The organism is Glutamicibacter soli, assembly GCF_003309065.1.
Lineage (GTDB): Bacteria > Actinomycetota > Actinomycetes > Actinomycetales > Micrococcaceae > Glutamicibacter > Glutamicibacter soli.
In genome coordinates this window covers 249,889-269,477 of the sequence record NZ_POAF01000005.1, presented here as the reverse complement: position 1 = coordinate 269,477, position 19,589 = coordinate 249,889, and the positions used below count along the sequence as shown (strand labels likewise).

Sequence of the window (19,589 nt, the reverse complement as noted above, 5' to 3'; positions counted from 1 at the left end):
CGGAGGGACAACATGCCGAACAAGAACCTGGCCCCGCGCGACCAGCGCATCGACGACGCGCTGGACACCGCCGGCGTCCGCCACCGCGCCACGCTCAAGCAGGAGTGGCCGCTGCTGCTCCTGCTGGTTTTCGTCTGGGGAGCGCTCTGGCAGGACTTCTCCCCGGGCAACCTGATCTTTGGCGCCGTCATCGCGCTGGTCATCGTGAACCTGTTCCCGCTGCCGCCGGTGGTGCTCTCCGGGCGGCTGAACCTCTGGTACTGCGTCAAGCTGTTCGGATGGTTCCTGGGCCAGGTCGTCGCCGCCAGCGTGCACGTCGCCTGGCTGGCGGTGGTGCGCGGGAAGAAGACGCGCAGCTCGGTGATCGCGGTGCCGCTGCGCACCGACTCGGACCTGATCGTGATGACCGTGGGCCATGTGCTGACGCTGATTCCCGGGTCCTTCGTGCTCGACGTGGACCGCAGCTCCTCGACCCTGTACCTGCACTACATCGACGTCGACTCCGCACGGGAGGTCGAGAAGGCGCGGGAGAACATCCGCGACATCGAACGCCGCCTGATCATGGCGATCGGCAGCCAGGACGAGTACGAAGCCATCAAGAACGAATGCAGCCCCCGCGTGAGAAGGACAAAGGAGAAGCCATGATCGAAGTTGTCGTCTGGATCTGCGGCAGCCTGCTCGGGCTGGGCGCCATCGCCTGCCTGGTCCGTGTGGCGAAAGGCCCCTCGATCCTCGACCGGGTGCTGGCCCTGGATGTCATGCTGCTGATCATCTCCGCGGCCCTGTGCCTGGAGATGGCGTTGAACAGGCACACCGACTACGTTCTGTTCGTGGTCGCCGCCTGCACCATCGGGTTCATCGGCTCGGTGACCGTCTCGCGCTATGTCTCGGATCAGAGGAACGCGTAATGGACCTTTTCCTCGACGTCCTCGTCGCCGTGCTGCTGATTCTGGGCTGCCTGATGTCCCTGATTGCCGGCATCGGCCTGCTGACCTTCCCCGACATGCTCACCCGCATGCATGCGGCCACCAAACCCCAGGTGCTGGGCTTCCTGCTGATCTTCGCCGGACTGGCCATCCACCTGCGCAGCTGGACCGTCATCCCGGTCCTCGTCCTTGCCTGGGCGATGCAGCTGCTGACCGCCCCGGTGTCCGCGCACATGATCGGCCGCGCCGGCTACCGCACCAAGCACGCGGCCAAGGAGACCCTGTACTCCGACGAGCTGCGCCAGGTCGTGGAGAAGGTGTCCTCCGCCCCGCACACCGGGACCGTGCCGGAAATTGATCCGCAGGAGACCGGGCCGGACGCGAAATAACTACAACCAACAGCAGCGGGCCATTCCCTGAGCAGGCAATGCCCCGCTGCTGTTGCGCTGGAGTGCTACTTGGTGAACTTGGCGATGGCCTTGGTGGTGCCGCGATCAGCCAGCACCTGGATGACCGCTGCGACCACGGCGGAGAACACGGCGAAGCCCAGCGCCTGGCGCATGGAAGCCTCGGCGGCTTCCTCGCTGCCCTTGCGCGGGGCGGTGTTGCCGGTGAAACCCTTCCAGACCTGATCGACCAGCTTGCTGCCGAGGAAGCCTGCGCCCAGGGAAATGCCGGTTACGATGAGCTTTTGTACTGCGTTCATGTGGACCTCACGTTCAACGTTGTGACTTATCGTTCCGTTGCCAGCTTACCTGCGGTATGGTGGGTGGGCAGTAATTATTCCGACAGGGGAGCGTCAAGCCGTTCGCGGCAAAAGGCGCTGAGAGTGCGATAGATCGCAGACCCTCGAACCTGCTCCGGTTAGTACCGGCGAAGGAAGTCGAGCATCTCGGATGCGGACCGGCGCTGGACAGCGCCCCGATTCCGTTCATCTCCCCTCCTGATCAAGGAGGACACCTCATGAGCACAACCCGCACGACGCAGCGCAGCACCTGGCGCGTAGTCGACATCGTCATCGCCTCGGTCATCGCCGTCGCTTCCGGCGTGGTCTTCTGGGCCTGGTCCGCGAGCTACGGCCTGTTCTCGCTGGCTTTCACCGCCTTCCCACCCGGCACTGCCCTGCTTACCGGCCTGTGGCTGTTCCCGGCGGTGCTCGGCGCGCTGATCATCCGCAAGCCCGGCGCCGCACTGTTCTGCGAGGTGCTGGCCGCCGTGGTCGAGGCGCTGCTGGGCACGCACTGGGGCATGCCGGTGCTGATTTCCGGCCTGGTTCAGGGCCTGGGCGCCGAGCTGGTGTTCGCGCTGTTCCGCTACCGCCGCTGGAACCTGCCGGTGGCGTTGCTTGCAGGCCTGGGCTCGGGCCTGTTTGCCGGCCTCAGCGAAGCCTACGTCGTGGGCAGCGTGGCCGAATACACCGAGTCCATGAAGCTGTTCCACGTGGGAGCCACCGCCGTGTCTGGCCTGGTCGTCGCCGGCCTGCTGTCCTGGTGGATTACCCGGGCGCTGGCCCGCACCGGCGCGCTGAGCAACCTCGCCAGCCGCCGCGCGCACCTGGAACCGGCGCTTGCGGTGCGCAAATGAGCGCCGCCGCCAACGGGCGTACGGCCCCGCTGACCCGGCAGGGTGTGGAGATCAGCGCGCGCGGCTTCACCTGGCAGCATGCCGAGCGCGACCGCCCGGCCATCGCCGGACTTGACGTGCAGATCCCTGCAGGTCAGAAGGTGCTCCTGCTGGGCCCGTCGGGGGCCGGCAAATCCACCTTCCTGCATGCGCTGGCCGGCGTGCTCGAAGTCGACCAGGACGCCGGTCCCACCGGCGAGCTGCTGGTCGGCGGGCAGGATGCGTTCGCGTGCAGCTTCCCGGTGGGCCTGATGCAGCAGGATCCGGAAACCCAGGTGGTGCAGAGCCGGGTGGGTGACGACGTCGCCTTCGGCGCCGAGAACCTGGGCGTCGACCCGCAGGAGATCCGCGAGCGGATCCCGCAGGCGCTTGACGCCGTGGGGCTCGGCGCACTGGGCTACGAACATCGCACGCAGGAACTGTCCGGCGGGCAGAAGCAGCGCCTGGCCCTGGCCGGGATCCTGGCCATGCGCCCCGGGCTGATGCTGCTTGACGAGCCGACCGCGAATATCGACCCGGGCAGCATCCCGCCGCTGCGCGATGCGGTGATCGGCGCCGTGGAGTCCACCGGGGCGACGCTGATCGTGGTGGAGCACCGGCTGGAGGCGTGGGCCCGGCAGGTGGATCGGGTGCTGGTGCTGGCCCCCGGCGGGGGGATCGCCCACGACCTGCAGCCCGAGGCGCTGGCCGGGGACGCGGCGGTGCGCGCCGAATTGGCGCAGGCAGGGGTCTGGATTCCGGGCTATGTTCCGCAGACCTCGCCGGCGCCGAGGGCCGGCGGCGCCCCGATGCTGCACGCCGAGGAGCTGGTTTGCGCGCGGGGCGAGCATGCTGTGCGCACCGCCCCGGCCAGCTTCGAGGTCACCGGCGGCAGGGCCCTGGTGATCCGCGGGGAGAACGGGGCAGGGAAGTCCACGCTGGCACTGACCCTGGGCGGGCTGCTGGAACCTGTGTCAGGCCAGTTCGCCGCCAGCCCCCAGCTGGCCGACGGGTTGCCGCCCTCGCCGTTCAGCTGGAAGGCCGGAGCGCTGGTCGCCCGCATCGGCTCGGTGTTCCAGGAACCCGAGCACCAGTTCGTCACCCAGTCCGTGCGCGAGGAGCTGGCGTTCGCGCCGCTGCGCGCCAGACACGGCGCGGCCGAGGAGCAGAAGTACGATCCGCGGCAGGTCGAGGTCCGGGTGCAGGAGTTGCTGGAGCGGCTTGGCCTGCAGGACTTGGCCGAAGCCAACCCGTTCACGCTTTCCGGAGGGGAGAAGCGCCGGTTGTCGGTGGCCACAGTGCTGGCCGCCTCGCCCGACGTGGTGATCCTTGACGAGCCGACCTTCGGGCAGGACGCGAACACTTGGCGCGAGCTGGCGCAACTGCTCATCGAGGAGCTTGCCGAATCCACCGCGATCATCGCGGTGACCCATGACGAGCATTTCGCCGCGGCGCTGGGGGCCGACGAGCTGGTGCTGGCGCCGGCCGAGGTGGCCGCCACGAGGACCTCGTCGGGGCCGATGCTGGACGCCCCGGTGGGGGACAGCTGGCTGGCGAAGATCAATCCGCTGGCCAAGTTCGGCGCGATCGCCGGGGCCACCATGCCGCTGATCAGCACGGTGGACTGGGTTTCGGCGGCGGTGGTCATCGCGGCCACGCTGCTGATGCTGCCGCTGGCGGGGCTGGGCATCGGCGGGTTCTTCCGCCGCGGCTGGCCGCTGCTGGCGGCCGGCGTCCTGGCGGCCTGGGGCATCGCCCTGGTGGGCCAGGATTCGGGACGGGTGCTGCTGGATCTGGGGATCTTCGACATCACCGAGGGCTCGGTGGCCGGAGGCGTCGCCACGGGGCTGCGCGCATTGGCCATGGCGGTGCCGATGGTGCTGCTGCTGTCCACCACGAACCCCAGCGACCTGGGCGGCGCGCTGTCCCAGCAGCTGAAGGTGCCGCACCGTTTTGTGCTCGGTGCCTTGGCGGGCATGCGCCTGCTGGGCTTGATGGTGGAGGAATTCACCACGCTGACCCTGGCGCGGCGGGCCCGCGGCATCGGCAACCTGGGCACCGTGCGCCAGCGCGTGGGTGCGAAGCTCGGCCAGCTACTGGCGCTGCTGGTGCAGGCGATCCGCCGGGCCGGGCGCCTGGCCACGACCATGGAGGCCAAGGGCTTCGGCACCGGGCAGCGCACCTGGATCCGCACCGCCACCTTCACCCGGCGCGACGGTGCGGTGCTGGCCGCCGGCGTCCTGCTGGGCGCCGCGGCCATCGCGGCCGCCATCTGGGCCGGGACCTACAACCTGATCTGGTAGCCGGGGCTAGCGGATCGAATCGGCCAGGGCGGACAGCTGTTCGTGCAGCTCGGCGTCCATCCGGATCGGCTTGGCATCCAGGGTGCGCACCGGGGTGAGCAGGCGGACCGAGGACACCAGCCACACGCCGTCGGCCTGGTACAGGTCCTCCGGGCGCAGCGGGCCGTAGCCCAGCTCCCAGCCGTCCTGCTGCGCGGCGTCGAAGATGGCGCTCTGGGTGGTGCCGGGCAGGATACCGGTTTCCAGCATCGGGGTCAGCAGGCGGCGGGTTTCTCCGTCGCGTTGGGCCAGCAGCACGGTGGCGGTGGGTGCTTCGAGCACCACGCCGTCGGCGGAGGTGAAGATGACCTCGTGGGCGCCGTGCTTGCGGGCGTAGCGCAGCGCCGCCATGTTCACCGCGTAGGACAGGGTCTTGGCGCCCATCAGCAGCCACGGTGCGCGTTCGGCGAGCTTCGAATCGTAGCCGCGGTCCAGGAAGAGCACATCCACGCCGGTTTCCCGCTGCTCCATGCCCACGCGCGGGGCGGGGGTGACGGTCACCCAGCACACGGCCGGGTCCTGGTCCAGTTCGCCGCGCATGGCCACCAGCTTGACTACTGCTTCCTCGGCGCCGCCGGTGGCGTCGAAGTCGGCGACAGCGGTGTCGACCGCTGCACGCCAGCTGCGCTCGTCCGGGATCGGCAGGTCGGAGGCCTCGGCGGAGACCGCCAGGCGAGCCAGGTGTGCCTCGATCTTGCGGACTGCCTGCTGGGTGTACAGCATCGACTCGAAGACCCCGTCGCCGCGGTTCACGCCCTGCAAGGTGACCGGGAGCTGGGGCGCGTTGATGTCGGCAAGGCGTCCGGCGGGATAGGCCGGATCGAGGAATACAAGAGAACTCATTCTCCAAGGTTATCGAATTTCCCGCCAAGTCCGCGCGCGAAGCCCCTGCGGAGGCTCTTCTTGGACTGCATTCCGAGAAGAGGCAGGGGATTCGATAGGCTAGGCAAAGATGTTTTTCCCGCTTCTCTAACTGCGGGATGCGGCGCACACGCCGCAGACGCCCACGGGCGCTGACGTGAGGGGGTGCCGCGATGTGGCCGAGTAACGAAGTGATGCTGCAGATCGGCGGCGTCGTGTGGAGCATCCTTGTCGCGGCCGAACTGGTGGTGCGCTACTTCATGATCGGCATCGTCCCCGGAAACCGGCGCCCCACCACGGCCATGGCCTGGCTGCTGGCCATCTTCTTCCTCCCGGTGGTCGGCCTGGTCGCCTACTGGCTGTTCGCCAACCCGAGGCTCTCGCGCCGCCGGCTGGAGAAGCAGAAGCGGGCGCACGACGAAATCATGCGCGGCACGGCCCACATGCAGCTGCCCGAGGAATTCCACTCCACGGAGGAATGGGTCGAATCGGCGGTCATCCTCAACCGCAACCTCGGCGCCATGCCGCTGGAAGGCGGGAACACCGTGCAGGTGCTCTCCGACTACCGCGGCTCGCTGGAAGCCATGCGCGAGGAGATCGACAAGGCCAAGCGCTACGTGCACATCCAGTTCTACATCATGGGCGACGACCCGGACTACGTGGATCCGGTGCTGGATTCCCTGGAAGCGGCCGTGCAGCGCGGGGTCAATGTGCGCCTGCTCTTCGACCATCTGGGCACGCTGCGCGTGAAAGGCTACCGCAACTTCAAGAAGCGCCTGAAAAGCTCCGGCATCATCTGGCGCCCGATGCTGCCCATCGACCTGATCGGCCGCCGCTGGCGCCGCCCGGACCTGCGCAACCACCGCAAGATCCTGGTGGTCGACGGCGAAGTCGCGTTCACCGGAAGCCAGAACCTCATCGAGCCCGGCTACAAGCGCGAATCCGCGCACAAGGTGGGGCGCGAATGGGTGGAGATGATGCTCCGCGTGGAAGGCCCGCTGGTGCGCAGCCTGGATGTCACCTTCGCCACCGACTGGTGGCAGGAGGATGACGGCCAAGAGGTGCTGATGGACATCACCGAGGCCAGGCACCCGCTGCCCTACGACGACCGGCCCGGCAGCACGCTGGCCCAGCTGCTGCCCAGCGGCCCCGGTTTCGGCGGGGAGAACAACCTGCGCCTGTTCAACACCCTAATCTATTCCGCCTCCGAACGGCTGATGATCACCAGCCCCTACTTCGTGCCGGACGACTCGTTGCTCTACGCCATCACCACCGCCGCCCAACGCGGGGTGGAAGTGCACCTGTTCGTCTGCGAGGAGGGGGACCAGTTCCTGGTGCACCACGCGCAGCAGTCCTACTACCAGCAGCTGCTGGAAGCCGGGGTGCGGATCCACCGCTACCCGGCGCCGATGGTGCTGCACACCAAGTGCTTCACCGTGGACAACGAGGTCGCGGTGGTCGGATCCTCCAACATGGACATGCGCTCGTTCAGCCTGAACATGGAAATCTCGGTCATGCTGCTTGGGCAAGAAATGGTCGATGCAGTGAACAAGGTGCAGAACGACTACCTGGAGATCTCCTCGGAGATCACTCTGGCCCAGTGGCGACGCCGTCCGCGCATGCAGCGCTGGATCGACAACGTGGCACGTCTGACCGCCACGCTGCAATAGCAATGGCTCCGGCGCACCATGCCTGGGCGCTCTGGATGCTGGATGTCTTTTCCTTGATTCCCTCGCCCGCCTTTCGTGCACCCATTGGCCGGGCTCACCATAGGAGCCTCCCGCGATGACCGCGGGAGGCTCCAGCGCGATTGGTGATGAGCTGCAAACACGCTTGATCGGCTCTGGGATGGGATTGGCCATCGCATGGGTTTCGAGATGGCCCGATGCGCGCCGGCCCTCAAGCAGGCTGCCAGAAATTACCGCTGGCCATATCCATGCAGCAAGCCAGATGTGACTGTCATGGACGGCATCGCGGACGCCAAAGCATTGGCGAGCCACCTTGGCTTACTGCGTCGGTGCTCTGTGCGCGAAGCAGGATTTCGGGGTTGACAACCGTATGGGCGGTAGCACCGGAAGCCCGGTTCCACCGCCCATACTCTTCGGCCTATTTGCTACTCAACTTCGTGGAAGTGCGCCTGGAAGCGGTGGCACCACCGGAGGCAGCTGGCGTTCCGGAGCGGCCTTGCGGCGTTGGCTGTTCAGGTCCTCCAGTTTTTCGGTGAACGGTTGCGCGTCTCCGGTGCAGAGCGTTCCGGTGGCAGGCAACTGCACGGTGAGCAGGTAGCGGTCCATGGCATTGGTGACACACTTCGAGGTGCCGTACGCAGTGTGGCCCCAACTGTTGCTGCTCAGAAGCCGGGCCTTGGGCATCAACTTCGAGACTTTTTGGGCCCCGGCGTAGTTCGTGGCCGGGTCATAGAAGTTTCCAACCACCAGCATCGGGTTCACGGTTCGTTTGGTGAACGGTCCCCTATAGGTGTCCTCGTCCTTGGCCTTCCAAGTGGTGCTGGCGCACGGAGCTGAGCTCCAGGTCCACAGCTGACCGAATCCCGGAGCGCTCCTGCCTGCGTTCTCCGCGTAGCGGGCCCAGTTTTCGGCCTTGGCCGGGTTGCGCGAGTCGGTGCACAGCACGGTCTGGAAAGCCTCGAAGGAATTTTCATACGGGAAGGCGAAACCGGTGGCTGCGGCCTTGCCGGCGATGTCCTTCGCTGCGGCATTTTGCTCGGCCTCGATCGCACGTAGGCTTTGGGCCAGCGCCTTATGGGCCACCTTCATCTTGGCCTTGGTCGGAGCCTTGTCCTTGCCAGCCGACGTCGGGAACGTGGTTCCGTTCGACGCGGCACGGTCCTGAAGCGCCAGCAAGGTATAGGTCAGCTCGGAGTCCACCATGGAGGAGCCCTGCGGGTCATACAGGTAGTCAAGCAGGATCGACCACATCATCGCCGCGGTGACGGAATAGTCGAAGTCAGGGTACTCGGGATCTGAGAACACCAAGGGGGAGCGCTTCAACTCGGCCATGATCTCGCGATAGAGCTTCTGCGGATCCCCTTGTTCAGCCAGCATGCAGTACTCCGGACCGGCGGTCTTACAGCGGCTCAGAATGCCGCGCATGGCCTTTTCGGCGCCTTCGCCTGATTTGATGCGTTGGGTCTGCGGCATCCACATGTTGGCTAAGGTTCCGGCCCAGGCCACCGGATCGAGTACTCCGTCGATGGCCACCGCGCGGACCCGGTCGGGGAACATGTTTGCATAGACAGTGCCAAGGTAGCTGCCATAAGAGAAACCCAGGTAGCTCAGCTGCTTGTCGCCTACCATGCGACGCAAGACATCCATGTCACGTGCGACCTCCGCGGTGGACATCGACGTGGAGAGGGGTTTGCCGGTCGTGGAGCAAGCCTTGCCGAAGGCCTTGGAGGAATTCACATAGGCACGTATTTCCTTGGATGTGACCGGATAGGGGACGTACATTGCTTCCAAGGCTTCGCTCTGGGCGCCGAAATTCTTCCAGCAACGCACGTTGTCGCTGAAGTTCGTGCCGCGTGGATCAAACCCGACGATGTCGAAACGCTCAAGGACACTTGGAGAAAGGAACTCAGGGGCCGCTGCGGCAATCTGAATCCCTGAACCACCCGGTCCGCCGGGATTCACAAACAGGGTTCCAATGCGCTTCGACTGGTTTGTCGCCTTGATACGCAGCAACGCGACCTCGGTGGTGGCCCCGCGCGGCTTGTCATAATCCAAGGGCAAGTTCACCGTCGTGCATTGGGCGCCAAAAGCCAGCTCCTTGCAGTTGAACCATTTCGGTCGCGGTGTCTTGATCCCGTCGACACGTTTGCGTTCGGCCTTGCTCGTTTGGTCGTAGGTGTTCTTCGCAGCCATTTGCATCGTAGATGCGCCTAATGTGGCATTTTCCCTGGTTTGCGGAGGTGCTGAATTGGCAGGAGAGGCTAAGCCCAGTCCTGCCGAGAGTCCCACCGCCATCGCCATGCCCAGGGCACGACCCCATCGTTTGTTTGTCATGTCAGTTCCTTCCCAAGTAGGTACTCTGCATGGCGTCTTGGACGGTCGGTCACCTGGCCATTATTGAATTATCTTGGCCCGGATGGATAAATCAAGCGTTTGAATTCTAACGATTTGGAGAAGACTGTTCCAAACACTGGAAAAAAGGGAGCAACTTCGGGGGTCCTTCGGCTGATGCTTCAAGTTCCCGTGCACTGCTTCCACGCTCCGGCTAGGTGAATTCACGTTGTGGCGCAGGCTTCCCCGCACGATGCCGCATCCCGCGTGAGCAGAGTTGCACCGACAGTCCCTGAATGCAGGTACGGTGCTTGTGTTACGTCGTTTCCACCGCACGTTGCGGATCGGGAAGTGTCGTCTGCCCCATGAGGGCCTCGCTGGGCGACAGCGAAGCCGCACTTACCGCGGTCGACCTTTTCATGCCAGCATGCCCACGACGAATTCCCCACCTGTGGTTTTCGATATTTCGGGTCATTACGAGGCCGGCGTCCGGGCTATGCTGCTCGTCATGGACCAGAGATGTGCGCCGAACCGGGAAACATGCTCAGACGCGGGCAGCGCCGTCATGGTCTTTCAGAGCAGCCACGCGCGCATTGCACGCTCGGAGGATGGCCGCCGTCGAGCCGTGGCGAACGACTGGGGCACTGAGTGCTTCTAGCGCCGCTGTTTGCCGGCGGTGACGGCAGGGTGCGGGAACTTCGAGCCCAACGCGGAGAGCACGCCCACGGACTTGGTAATGACCTCGTCCCATTCATCCTGCGCCACCGAATCGGCGGTGATCGCACCGCCCAGACCCAGGCACAGCTTCCATCCGCCGTCCGGGGTGCGGTCGCAGACCAAAGTGCGGATGACCACCGAAAAATCGGCGGACCCGTCTGCGCCCAGATAGCCCACGGCTCCGGAATACAGTCCGCGCTCACGCCGGTCTTCCAGCTCGTCCAGGATCTGCATGGTCGACAGCTTGGGCGCGCCGGTCATGGAGCCCGGAGGGAATGCCTCGCGCAGCGCCTGCGCCGACAATGCCGGATCGCGAAGCTGCGCGTCGATGGTGGAGACCATCTGATGCACGGTGGCGTAGCTTTCCACCGCGCACAGTCGGGCCACGCGCACCGAGCCGGGGACCGCATGGTGCGAGAGGTCGTTGCGCAGCAGGTCGACGATCATGATGTTTTCCGCGCGGTCCTTGGGGCTGGTGGCCAAATCCTGCTTCAGCGCCTGGTCCTCCTGCACGCTGGTCCCGCGCGGGCGAGTGCCCTTGATCGGTTCGGCGCGCAGCACCCCGGTGGCCCCGAGGCTCAGGAAGCGTTCGGGGGAAATGCTGGCGACTTCGGTGCCGCCCATACGCAGGTAGTGGGCGAACGGTGCCGGGCTGGAGGTGCGCATTCGGCAGTAGGCCTCGAAGGGGCTGTACTGCGCGGCGGTTGCGGTCAGCTCGGTGGTCAGGCAGACCTCGTAGGTGTTGCCTTCGTAAATCTGGCGCTGGGCGCGGGTGATCTTGTCCTTGTAGCCCTGCTCGGTGTCGGCGCAAACGAATTCCACCGGCGGCAGGTCCAGCGCGGTGCGGTGCTGAACGCCGGCTTCGGCCAGATGCTCGGTGATCCATTGGCGCAGGCGCGCGGGCGCGTGGATTGCCATCTGACCGGTGCGGTGGTTGATGACCAGCACGATATTAGGGGAGAAGAACCCCGCATCGGGGCGCGCTGCCTCGGCTCCGGATGCGGTTCCGGCTGAGACCTCCCGCTTGAGCTCGTAGCCCAGGTAGCCGACCCAGGCAGGCAGCGGGTAGTTGTCCGGCTCGGTCCCGGCCGCGGGCCACAAGCCCTGCAAGGATTCGAAGAATCCTGGCTGCAGGCGCAGGCTGGCCCCGCCGCGCTGCACGGTGGCGCCGGAAGCGCTTGCCTGCAACAGGGGATAGGCATCGCCGACGGCCAGGGCGATCAGCGAGTACTTGTTCCGATCCAGCGGGTCGGTGAGGTGGTGGCTGGTGGACTCCAGCAGGGCTGCATGCTCCAGGCCTTCGGCCAGCGCTTCGAACAAGGTGGCGGCATCCGCGGGGGCTGCATGGTGTCCGGCCAGCGGCGGCGCGGCAGAGGCAGGCGTGGTCGCTGGCAGCAGGTCGCGCAGGCCGGCTGGCAGGAAAGCGCTGAGCCCCAGCAGCTGCTCGAACGGCGAGCGCTGGCTGTCGGCGTCGAGGACCACGTCCGCGGCGCGGGGCACGTCGTCTCTGGACAGGTACGCGTCTTCCTGGGCGGCCCAGCGCTCCCAGTGCGGGGCGTAGGTCTGGCCGTCGCGCTGCAGGGCGCGCTGCTTGCGGACCCCGGCTGGAGCTTGGAGCCAGATGCTCAGATCGAGCAGGCCGCGGACCTGGCGGTGCGCGGCGCCCACGCCCTCCACGATGACGACCTGCGCCGGGTCGAGGCTGGCAGTGTCGCCTGGCGCATCGGCGTCCCAGTCCCACAGCGGCCAGCTGGCGGTGCGGCCGTGGGCGAGCTGTTCGAGCAGGCCGGAATAGAGGTCCTGGGCGGCCTGCAGCCCGTCCCAGCCGTGGTAGAGATCTTCCAGACGCAGGACAGCCACCGAGGCGGTTTTCGACATCTGGTTCGCTAGCAACGCTGCGAGGCTGCTCTTTCCCGAGCCGGAGCGTCCGTCGAGAGCAATGAGGTAGGGTCTAGCGGTTTCCACGAGAGGCTATATTACTCCGGACGTAGTCAACGAGCGCAGGCAGGGCTGAGGAGACGAGCTTCCAGGTTTCGCGGAAATCTCCTGCGTCACCGTACCAGGGATCGTAGACACCCTGGCGGTCGTGCGGCTCGCTGGCGGCGACGGGGTCGAAGGACCTGAACATGCGCAGCATGGGGCGCTCGCTGGGATCGATCTCCGTGAGTGCAGGAACGAGGTCTTCGAAATGATCGGTGTCCATGGCCAGCACCAGGTCCATGGAACCCAGTTCGTCGGCCTTAACCTGCGTTGCGACGTGGTTCGAGGCGTCCAGTCCGTGGGCGCGCAGGGCACTTGCGGCGCGCGGGTCGATCCCGTTGCCGACTTCGCCGTAGCTGATGGCCCGGGAGCAGACCTCGACCTCGGTGACGTCTGCCTCACGCAAGGCGTTTTTCAGCATGTACTCGGCCATAGGTGAGCGGCATATATTTCCCGTGCACACGATCATTATCCGGAACATGGCATCAGTCTATGGCCACATCACATTTCGATCGAGAGCTACGCGCAAGATAATCAGCAACAATACGGCAACGATTTAGAGCAACCCCAAAATCACGGGGTGATTAGTGGATTAGGAGCATCATCGCGGCGACGAGAATGAACAGGACGCCGAAGACGATATTGAGCAGCTTGGCCCCGCGCACGGTGGTGGTGAAGCGCTGGAAGCTGCGCGCGGTGCCTGCGAAGAAGAAGAACATCACCAGCACGTCGACTGCGACGATGGTGCCGATATAGATCAGGTATTGCGGCAACAGCGGCTGGTCGGTGCGGATGAACTGCGGGGTGAATGCCAGGAAGAAGACAATCGCCTTCGGGTTCAGCAGATTGACCAGGATGCCGCGGCGCAGCATGGCGCCACGGGTGAGCGTGCCGCCGGTGCTGGTTCCGTCCGAGGCGACATCCGGTTTGGACAGCATCATCCGGATGCCCAGGTAGACCAGATAGGCGGCGCCGGCATAGCGGATGCCCGCGAAGAGCAGCGGGGAGCTGGAGACCAGCAGGCCCACTCCGGCGGCGACGATGACCACGTGGATCAGCAGGGCGATCTGCTGGCCGATCACTCCCCAGATGGAAGCGCGCCAGCCTTGGCGCATCGAGTTGTTCATCGTGTTGATGGCCCCGGCGCCCGGGGTGAAGCTGATGACGATGGTTGCGCCGAGAAGTGAAAGCCAGAGAGAAAGTGCCACCTGTCTAGGGTAGTGGCACTGCAGGAGTTCTCTTGACTCGAAGACTGGTCATGACGGGGCGTTCGGCAGGAGGCTTAGTTCGGCGGCGCGAGGACTTCCAGCCGGGCTTCATCCACGCCGGCGACGGCCCGGGCCATGAAGTCGCTGAGCAGTGCGACCTGCTGCTCGTCGTAGGAGGAGATCAGCTCCATCATTTTCGCTCCGAGCGGTCGGAACATCTCCCGCGCCTCGGCCATGGCCTTCTCGGTCAGGGCGATGTGCACGCTGCGGCGGTCCTGCTCGCTTCGCTGGCGGATGATGTAGCCCAGCCGGTCCAGCCGGTCGAGCATGGCCGTGGTGGCGGGGGAGCTGAGCTGCAGTTCCCTGCTCAAGTCCCGGGGCGAGGGCGAGGTTCCGGCGCGCTGGTATTTCATGATCACTGTCAGGCCGTTCATGTCGGTCCGGTGCGTGCCGTAGTGCCCGCCGGTGGATTCCACGTAGCGGTCCGAGGCCTGCCCGAAATCCTGCAGCAGCTGCAACAGCCGGTGGTGTGTGCTCGCGTCCATAACACAATTATAAACTAAGTAAACATTTCCATCATCAAACTAAATGTTGGTACGCTGTAGCGGTAGGCCACAGCGGTCGCAACTATTCGAATCAACGTGAGGACAGCCCCATGTCGCACATAGCGAAAGTCGATGAGCCCGCCGACCCCGCCGCGCGCTCAGTCAGCGGAAAGGGCATCGCCATCCGGGCGGTGGTGTATTCCCTGCTGATCGTGCTCTGGATCGGCATCGCGGGGGTCGGCGGACCAACCTTCGGCAAACTCTCGGACGTGCAGACCAACGACCAGACAGCTTTCCTCCCGGCCAGCGCGGAAGCGACGCAGGCCCTTGAATGGCAGAACAAGTTCCGCACGAGCGACGCAATTCCCGCGGTGGTGCTGGTGACCTCCGAAAGCGGCGTCGACCAGAAGCAGGCCGCCGCGCTCGCCGAGAAGCTTTCCGATTTCGAGTTCCTCGACGGGCAGGTGACGGGGCCGTTTTTGGCCGAGGATGGCAAGGCTGCCGAATTCATCATGCCGATCTCCTCGACCGTCAAGGCCGATGAGGGCGTAACCGCGCTGCGCGCCCTGCTGGCAGACATCCAGCCGGAGGGCATGAGCAGCTATGTCACCGGTCCCGCCGGGTTCTCCGCGGACCTGATCGAGGCATTCGGCGGCATCGACGGGGTGCTGCTAGGTGTCGCGCTGGTCGCGGTGCTGGTGATCCTGCTGCTGGTCTACCGTTCGCTGCTGCTTCCGCTGACCGTGCTGATGACCTCCATGGTGGCGCTGTGCGCCGCCATCCTGGTGGTCTACTTCATGGCCAAGGAGGGGATCATCCGGCTGGACGGCCAGGCCCAGGGCATTCTCTCGATCCTGGTGATCGGTGCGGCCACCGACTACTCGCTGCTGTTCGTTGCCCGCCACAAGGAAGCCCTGTCCACGGGGCTGAACCGCTGGCAGGCAGTGGCCAAGGCCTGGAAGCGCTCGCTGGAGCCGATCATCGCCTCCGGCGGCACCGTGACCGTGGGCCTGCTGTGCCTGCTCTTCTCCGACCTGAACTCCAACAAGGCGCTGGGCCCGATCGGCGCGGCGGGCATCGTCTTCTCGATCATTGCCGCCCTCTCCTTCCTGCCGGCCGTGCTCGGACTGCTGGGCCGGGCCGCCTACTGGCCGTTCATGCCCAAAACGCAGGACGCGGAAACGCAGGCGGCGGCCAAGCCTGGACTGTGGGCCCGCATCGCCGCCTTCGTCGCTTCCCATCCCCGCCCGATCTGGATGGTGACGGCACTGGTGCTGGCCGTCGGCGCGGCGTTCTCGCTGCAGCTCAAGGCCAGCGGCGTGCCGCAAAGCGAACTGGTGATCGGCGGCTCCGAGGCCCGCGACGGGCAGGTGGCGCTCGGCGAGCACTTCCCGGGCGGCAGCGGCTCGCCGGCCACCGTGATCGTCAACGAGGCCGAGGCGAACACCACCCTGGACGCGGTCCTTGACGTGCCCGGTGTCGACTCCGCCTACCTGCAGGCCGAAGACGGCGGTCCGGCCATGGCCCAGCGCGGCGCCCCGGCGTACACCGTCGAAGGACGGAACCTGATTTCCGTCACCCTGAGCGATGCGGCGGACTCGGATGCGGCCGCGAACACTGTCACGCAGCTGCGCGAGACGGTGCACGAGATCGATGCGACGACCCTGGTCGGCGGAACAACCGCGACCCAGATGGACAAGAACTCCACCGCCGAGGCCGACCTGTTCAAGATCATTCCGATCACCCTGGTCGCGATCCTGGTCATCCTGATGCTTCTGCTGCGCTCGATCCTGGCTCCGGTCCTGCTGATTCTGACCACGGTGCTCTCCTACGGCACGGCGATGGGCGTCAGCGCGCTGGTGTTCAACCACGTCCTGGACTACGTGGGCGCCGACCCCTCGGTGCCGCTGTTCGGATTCGTGTTCCTGGTGGCCCTTGGCGTGGACTACAACATCTTCCTGATGACCCGGGTGCGCGAGGAGACGCTGCTGCACGGCACGCGGGACGGGATGCGCCGCGGCCTGACCGTCACCGGCGGCGTGATCACCTCTGCCGGCATCGTGCTGGCGGCGACCTTCGCCGCGCTGGGGGTCGTGCCGATCATGTTCCTGGGGCAGCTGGGCTTCATCGTGGCCTTCGGCGTGCTGCTCGATACCTTTATCGTGCGAAGCCTGCTGGTGCCGGCGCTGGTCGAGGACATCGGCCCTGCGGTGTGGTGGCCCTCGAAATTGGCGCAGGAAAAGACGTCGGCGGGTGTGCACCGGGCCTGAGCGCCAGGCTTCAGACGTGGCGGAAATCTCCTGTGATTCGCCCCGTTGGCAGGCTCCGGGACTGCTAAGTCCCGGAGCCTGCCTGTAGAATTGAAATCTGTACGCATCGATGGTTCAACGCCTGAAACACCCGGCCCGCCTCGGTGCGTAGTCGTCGACAGACTTGATTTCCTTCGAGCGGAAACTCCCGGATTCCCGGTGTTTTCGCGCGGGCGTCGGGCACTTTTCTTGCCGCCCCGCATCGGACTTCCTCCTGGATCGGCGAACCCGAGCGTCGAAAACGACGCGCGAATTCAGAGAGAAAGTTTGAGCATTGACTTCTACTTTTAGCGCCCTTGGCGTGCCCGCAAACCTGGTTGACGTGCTGACCGAGCGCGGCATCGACACCCCGTTCCCGATCCAGGAAGCAACCCTTCCCTCCACCCTTGCCGGCGGAGACGTGCTGGGGCGCGGCCAGACCGGCTCGGGCAAGACCCTGGCCTTCTCGCTGCCGCTGGTGGCCCGCCTGAGCGAGCGCCCGCAGCGCCGCAAGGCCCGTTTCCCGCGCGCACTGATCATGGCGCCGACCCGCGAACTGGCGACCCAGATCGCCAAGACCGTTGATCCGCTGGCCGCCGCCTCCGGCCTGCGCACCACCGTGATCTACGGCGGCGTCGCGCAGAGTCGACAGGAAAAGGCCATGAACGAGGGCGTCGACATCGTCATCGCCTGCCCCGGCCGCCTCGACGACCTGATCAAGCAGAAGATCGTTGACCTGTCGCAGCTTGAGATCTCGGTGCTGGATGAAGCCGACCACATGGCAGACATGGGTTTCCTCCCGGTCGTGCGCCGCATCATGGACCGCATGCCGACCGGCATCCAGCACATGCTGTTCTCCGCCACCCTGGACAACGGCGTGGACAAGGTCGTCAAGCGCTACCTGAGCAGCCCGACCATCCATTCGGTGGATGCGCCCGAGGCCGCAGTGAACACCATGGAGCACCACGTCTTCGTGGTCAGCAACGACGACAAGAAGGACCTGGTCCGTGTGCTGGCGCAGGGCACCTCGCGCCGCATCATGTTCATGCGCACCAAGCACCACGCCAAGAAGATGGCTGTAGTGCTGTCCAAGGCCGGCGTGCCAACCGTTGACCTGCACGGCAACCTGTCGCAGAACGCCCGCGACCGCAACCTGGCCGCCTTCGCCTCGGGCGAGGCAAAGGTCCTGGTCGCCACCGACGTAGCAGCCCGCGGCGTGCACGTCGACGGCGTGGAACTGGTGGTCCACATCGATCCGCCGGCAGAGCACAAGGCCTACACCCACCGGTCAGGCCGCACGGCCCGCGCCGGCTCCAGCGGAACCGTGGTGACCATCTGCACCCCGGACCAGCAGGGCGACGTCGCGACCCTGATGAAGCAGGCAGGCCTGAAGAAGGTCCCATTCGAAAAGGTCTCCCTGGACTCGCAGGTCGTCAAGGACGTCGTGGGCGAAGTGGCCGAACTGGTGCCGTACACCGCCCCGGTGAAGCAGCAGAGCAACCCTGCCAAGCGCAAGCCTGCCGGCGAATCCGGCGGTTCGCGCGGCGGGCGCGGCGGGCGCGGTTCACGCGGCGGCCGTTCGGCCGGCGAGGGCCAGAACCAGCAGCGCAGCGAGTCGGGCCGCCGCAATGAACGCAGTCCGAAGGCCTCGGGCGAGCGTCCAGCACGCGCTGGCCGCGGCGCAGGATCCGAGCGTCCGGCCGGTGCAGGCCGTGGTGCGAACTCGGAACGCCCATCGGGTGCAGGCCGCGGCTCGCGCCAGGGTGGCCGCGCCGCCCAAGGCGCCTCGACCGGGGGCCGCTCGCGTGGTCCGCGCCGCGCCACCAGCCCTGCCACCCGCAGCCGCTAGGCATTTCGGGCCAGCCGGAACAACGGCTGCCAACCTAGGAATCCTCCGCTCGTACGCCGAGCGGAGGATTTCTTTTGCCACCCTGCGCCCGGTGAGCGTCGAGCGCACTGACTAGACCGAAAGTTTAGCCCCGGCGGATGACCGGTCGGTGAAGTCCTCCAACCTAGTCTTGAAGTAGAGGAAATATCTATTTCGCCTAGCCAGGAGCACCTGACCATGATTGAATCACTGCAGAATTTTGTCGCTGCTTGCCCCGAGCCGCTGCAGTGGCTGGCGGTCGCGCTGGTTTCGGCTATTCCCTTCGTCGAGTCCTACTTCGGGTCCGTCATCGGAGTGCTGATGGGCCTGCCGCCGGCGGTCGGGATTCTTGTTGCGGTGCTCGGCAACGGCATTTCCATGCTCTTGTTCGTCAACAGCGCCCATGCCGTACGCTCCAAGGTGCGCCAAGGCAAGGAGGGCAAGAAGCCGAAATACGAAAAGATCCGCAGGGCTTTCGACAAGTTCGGCATTGCAGGGGTCAGCCTGGTTGGCCAGACCATGCTTCCCTCGCAGATCACCTCGGCGGCGCTGGTGTCCTTCGGCGCATCGAAGCAGAAAGTGATTTTCTGGCAGGTCATTTCCATCATCTTGTGGGGAGTGATCTTCGGAGTCCTGGCAGGGCTCGGCATGCCGCTGCTGACCAAATAATTCGTTCCCCTCGGCACGCTGCAAAGCAAAGCCGGAAGGAGCCCGCGCACCAGTAGTGCGTGGGCTCCTTCCGGCTTGTGCCATCTTGGAGGCGGAGATTAGTCCTGCGGCTTCTTGCGGCCGAACCTGAAATAGCTCAGCGGACCGAGAATGTTGATGAAGCACAACCCCACCCACAATCCCTTGCTTCCGTGAATCTGCTCGGGCCTGCGTCGGTAGATGTCGATCTGCGCGGCGGCGAATAAGGCAACCTCGATCACGCCCGCAACGATGGCAGCTGCCCGTGCAATGGGGGACAGCTCGGAGAATTTCTTTTTGGTTCGTGCCATTCTTCCGCCTTTGATCTGTAGTTTTCGCTTCGTGACCGGACTGTCAGGAGTGGTCTGAAAAAGTTTTCGGTTGATGGGAATTATTCTGCCACCCCGCCCGTTGAATAAGACAGAGCGCAAAGTTGAGTCGAGTTCACTCAAGTTAATTTGACAGTCGAAACCGGCTGAGTAAACTTGAGTCCGAAGCGCTCAATGGGGGCCCAAGCCCCCAGCGTTGGGATTTTTTTCAGACAAGG

The 19,589-nt window shown here is 65.4% G+C and carries 17 protein-coding genes and 1 riboswitch; of the genes, 9 read left to right on the top strand and 8 right to left on the bottom strand.

Annotated features, from left to right (window positions below):
• Positions 1 to 12: 12 nt before the first annotated feature.
• From C1H84_RS12070 to mnhG, 3 genes are read left to right on the top strand one after another with little or no spacing between them, the layout of a single operon-like run.
• The gene (locus C1H84_RS12070) at positions 13 to 645 is read left to right on the top strand and encodes a Na+/H+ antiporter subunit E (RefSeq protein WP_113607513.1); all 633 of its coding nucleotides are present in this window, start codon (positions 13 to 15) and stop codon (positions 643 to 645) included.
• Complete coding sequence (locus C1H84_RS12065; RefSeq protein WP_047119884.1) at positions 642 to 908, top strand: MrpF/PhaF family protein; 267 nt, start codon at positions 642 to 644, stop codon at positions 906 to 908. Before C1H84_RS12070 ends, C1H84_RS12065 begins: the two co-directional genes overlap by 4 nt.
• Positions 908 to 1,315 (top strand): monovalent cation/H(+) antiporter subunit G, encoded by a 408-nt coding sequence (gene mnhG, locus C1H84_RS12060; RefSeq protein ID WP_113607512.1) that lies wholly within the window; start codon positions 908 to 910, stop codon positions 1,313 to 1,315. The genes C1H84_RS12065 and mnhG overlap by 1 nt, the downstream gene beginning before the upstream one ends.
• Positions 1,316 to 1,380: 65 nt before the next feature.
• Here the strand turns inward: mnhG and C1H84_RS12055 are convergent, their stop codons facing one another.
• The gene (locus tag C1H84_RS12055) at positions 1,381 to 1,632 is read right to left on the bottom strand and encodes a DUF4235 domain-containing protein (protein ID WP_113607511.1); all 252 of its coding nucleotides are present in this window, start codon (positions 1,630 to 1,632) and stop codon (positions 1,381 to 1,383) included.
• 74 nt (positions 1,633 to 1,706) lie between these two features.
• A riboswitch (TPP riboswitch) is annotated at positions 1,707 to 1,825 on the top strand.
• A 64-nt stretch (positions 1,826 to 1,889) separates the two neighbouring features.
• On the opposite strand from C1H84_RS12055, the gene C1H84_RS12050 reads away from it, so the two are divergent.
• On the top strand, positions 1,890 to 2,510 hold the full coding sequence (locus tag C1H84_RS12050; RefSeq protein ID WP_053798630.1) for an ECF transporter S component: 621 nt from the start codon (positions 1,890 to 1,892) through the stop codon (positions 2,508 to 2,510).
• The gene (locus C1H84_RS12045; protein ID WP_113607510.1) at positions 2,507 to 4,831 is read left to right on the top strand and encodes an ATP-binding cassette domain-containing protein; all 2,325 of its coding nucleotides are present in this window, start codon (positions 2,507 to 2,509) and stop codon (positions 4,829 to 4,831) included. The genes C1H84_RS12050 and C1H84_RS12045 overlap by 4 nt, the downstream gene beginning before the upstream one ends.
• A 6-nt stretch (positions 4,832 to 4,837) precedes the next feature.
• On the opposite strand, the gene C1H84_RS12040 is transcribed toward C1H84_RS12045, so the two are convergent.
• Entirely contained in the window at positions 4,838 to 5,713 is an 876-nt protein-coding gene (locus tag C1H84_RS12040) for an aminodeoxychorismate lyase (RefSeq protein WP_113607509.1), read from the bottom strand.
• Between the two features lie 191 nt (positions 5,714 to 5,904).
• Here C1H84_RS12040 and cls point away from each other — a divergent pair, with 191 nt between their 5' ends.
• The gene (cls, locus tag C1H84_RS12035; RefSeq protein ID WP_047119878.1) at positions 5,905 to 7,401 is read left to right on the top strand and encodes a cardiolipin synthase; all 1,497 of its coding nucleotides are present in this window, start codon (positions 5,905 to 5,907) and stop codon (positions 7,399 to 7,401) included.
• A gap of 447 nt (positions 7,402 to 7,848) precedes the next feature.
• Here cls and C1H84_RS12030 read toward each other — a convergent pair whose 3' ends face one another.
• The 5 genes from C1H84_RS12030 to C1H84_RS12005 form a co-directional block, all read right to left on the bottom strand.
• Positions 7,849 to 9,612 carry an alpha/beta hydrolase gene (locus C1H84_RS12030; protein WP_231735909.1) on the bottom strand — a complete coding sequence of 588 codons (1,764 nt, stop codon included), beginning with the start codon at positions 9,610 to 9,612 and terminating at the stop codon, positions 7,849 to 7,851.
• 792 nt (positions 9,613 to 10,404) lie between these two features.
• Positions 10,405 to 12,432 (bottom strand): chorismate-binding protein, encoded by a 2,028-nt coding sequence (locus C1H84_RS12020; protein WP_146956049.1) that lies wholly within the window; start codon positions 12,430 to 12,432, stop codon positions 10,405 to 10,407.
• Positions 12,419 to 12,916, bottom strand: coding sequence for a low molecular weight protein-tyrosine-phosphatase (locus C1H84_RS12015; RefSeq protein ID WP_424678611.1), 498 nt, complete (start codon positions 12,914 to 12,916; stop codon positions 12,419 to 12,421). Before C1H84_RS12015 ends, C1H84_RS12020 begins: the two co-directional genes overlap by 14 nt.
• Before the next feature lie 115 nt (positions 12,917 to 13,031).
• Positions 13,032 to 13,655, bottom strand: a complete 624-nt coding sequence (locus C1H84_RS12010; RefSeq protein WP_113607503.1) for a LysE family transporter — start codon at positions 13,653 to 13,655, stop codon at positions 13,032 to 13,034.
• A 74-nt stretch (positions 13,656 to 13,729) separates the two neighbouring features.
• On the bottom strand, positions 13,730 to 14,200 hold the full coding sequence (locus C1H84_RS12005; protein WP_047119873.1) for a MarR family winged helix-turn-helix transcriptional regulator: 471 nt from the start codon (positions 14,198 to 14,200) through the stop codon (positions 13,730 to 13,732).
• 110 nt (positions 14,201 to 14,310) lie between these two features.
• On the opposite strand from C1H84_RS12005, the gene C1H84_RS12000 reads away from it, so the two are divergent.
• The 3 genes from C1H84_RS12000 (at position 14,311) to C1H84_RS11990 (ending at position 19,024) form a co-directional block, all read left to right on the top strand.
• Complete coding sequence (locus C1H84_RS12000) at positions 14,311 to 16,470, top strand: MMPL family transporter (RefSeq protein WP_113607502.1); 2,160 nt, start codon at positions 14,311 to 14,313, stop codon at positions 16,468 to 16,470.
• 340 nt (positions 16,471 to 16,810) lie between these two features.
• Positions 16,811 to 18,337, top strand: a complete 1,527-nt coding sequence (locus C1H84_RS11995; protein WP_244910890.1) for a DEAD/DEAH box helicase — start codon at positions 16,811 to 16,813, stop codon at positions 18,335 to 18,337.
• A 216-nt stretch (positions 18,338 to 18,553) separates the two neighbouring features.
• Positions 18,554 to 19,024 (top strand): small multi-drug export protein, encoded by a 471-nt coding sequence (locus C1H84_RS11990; RefSeq protein ID WP_113607500.1) that lies wholly within the window; start codon positions 18,554 to 18,556, stop codon positions 19,022 to 19,024.
• 98 nt (positions 19,025 to 19,122) lie between these two features.
• Here C1H84_RS11990 and C1H84_RS11985 read toward each other — a convergent pair whose 3' ends face one another.
• Complete coding sequence (locus C1H84_RS11985) at positions 19,123 to 19,353, bottom strand: PLDc N-terminal domain-containing protein (protein ID WP_047119869.1); 231 nt, start codon at positions 19,351 to 19,353, stop codon at positions 19,123 to 19,125.
• Positions 19,354 to 19,589 lie beyond the last annotated feature (236 nt).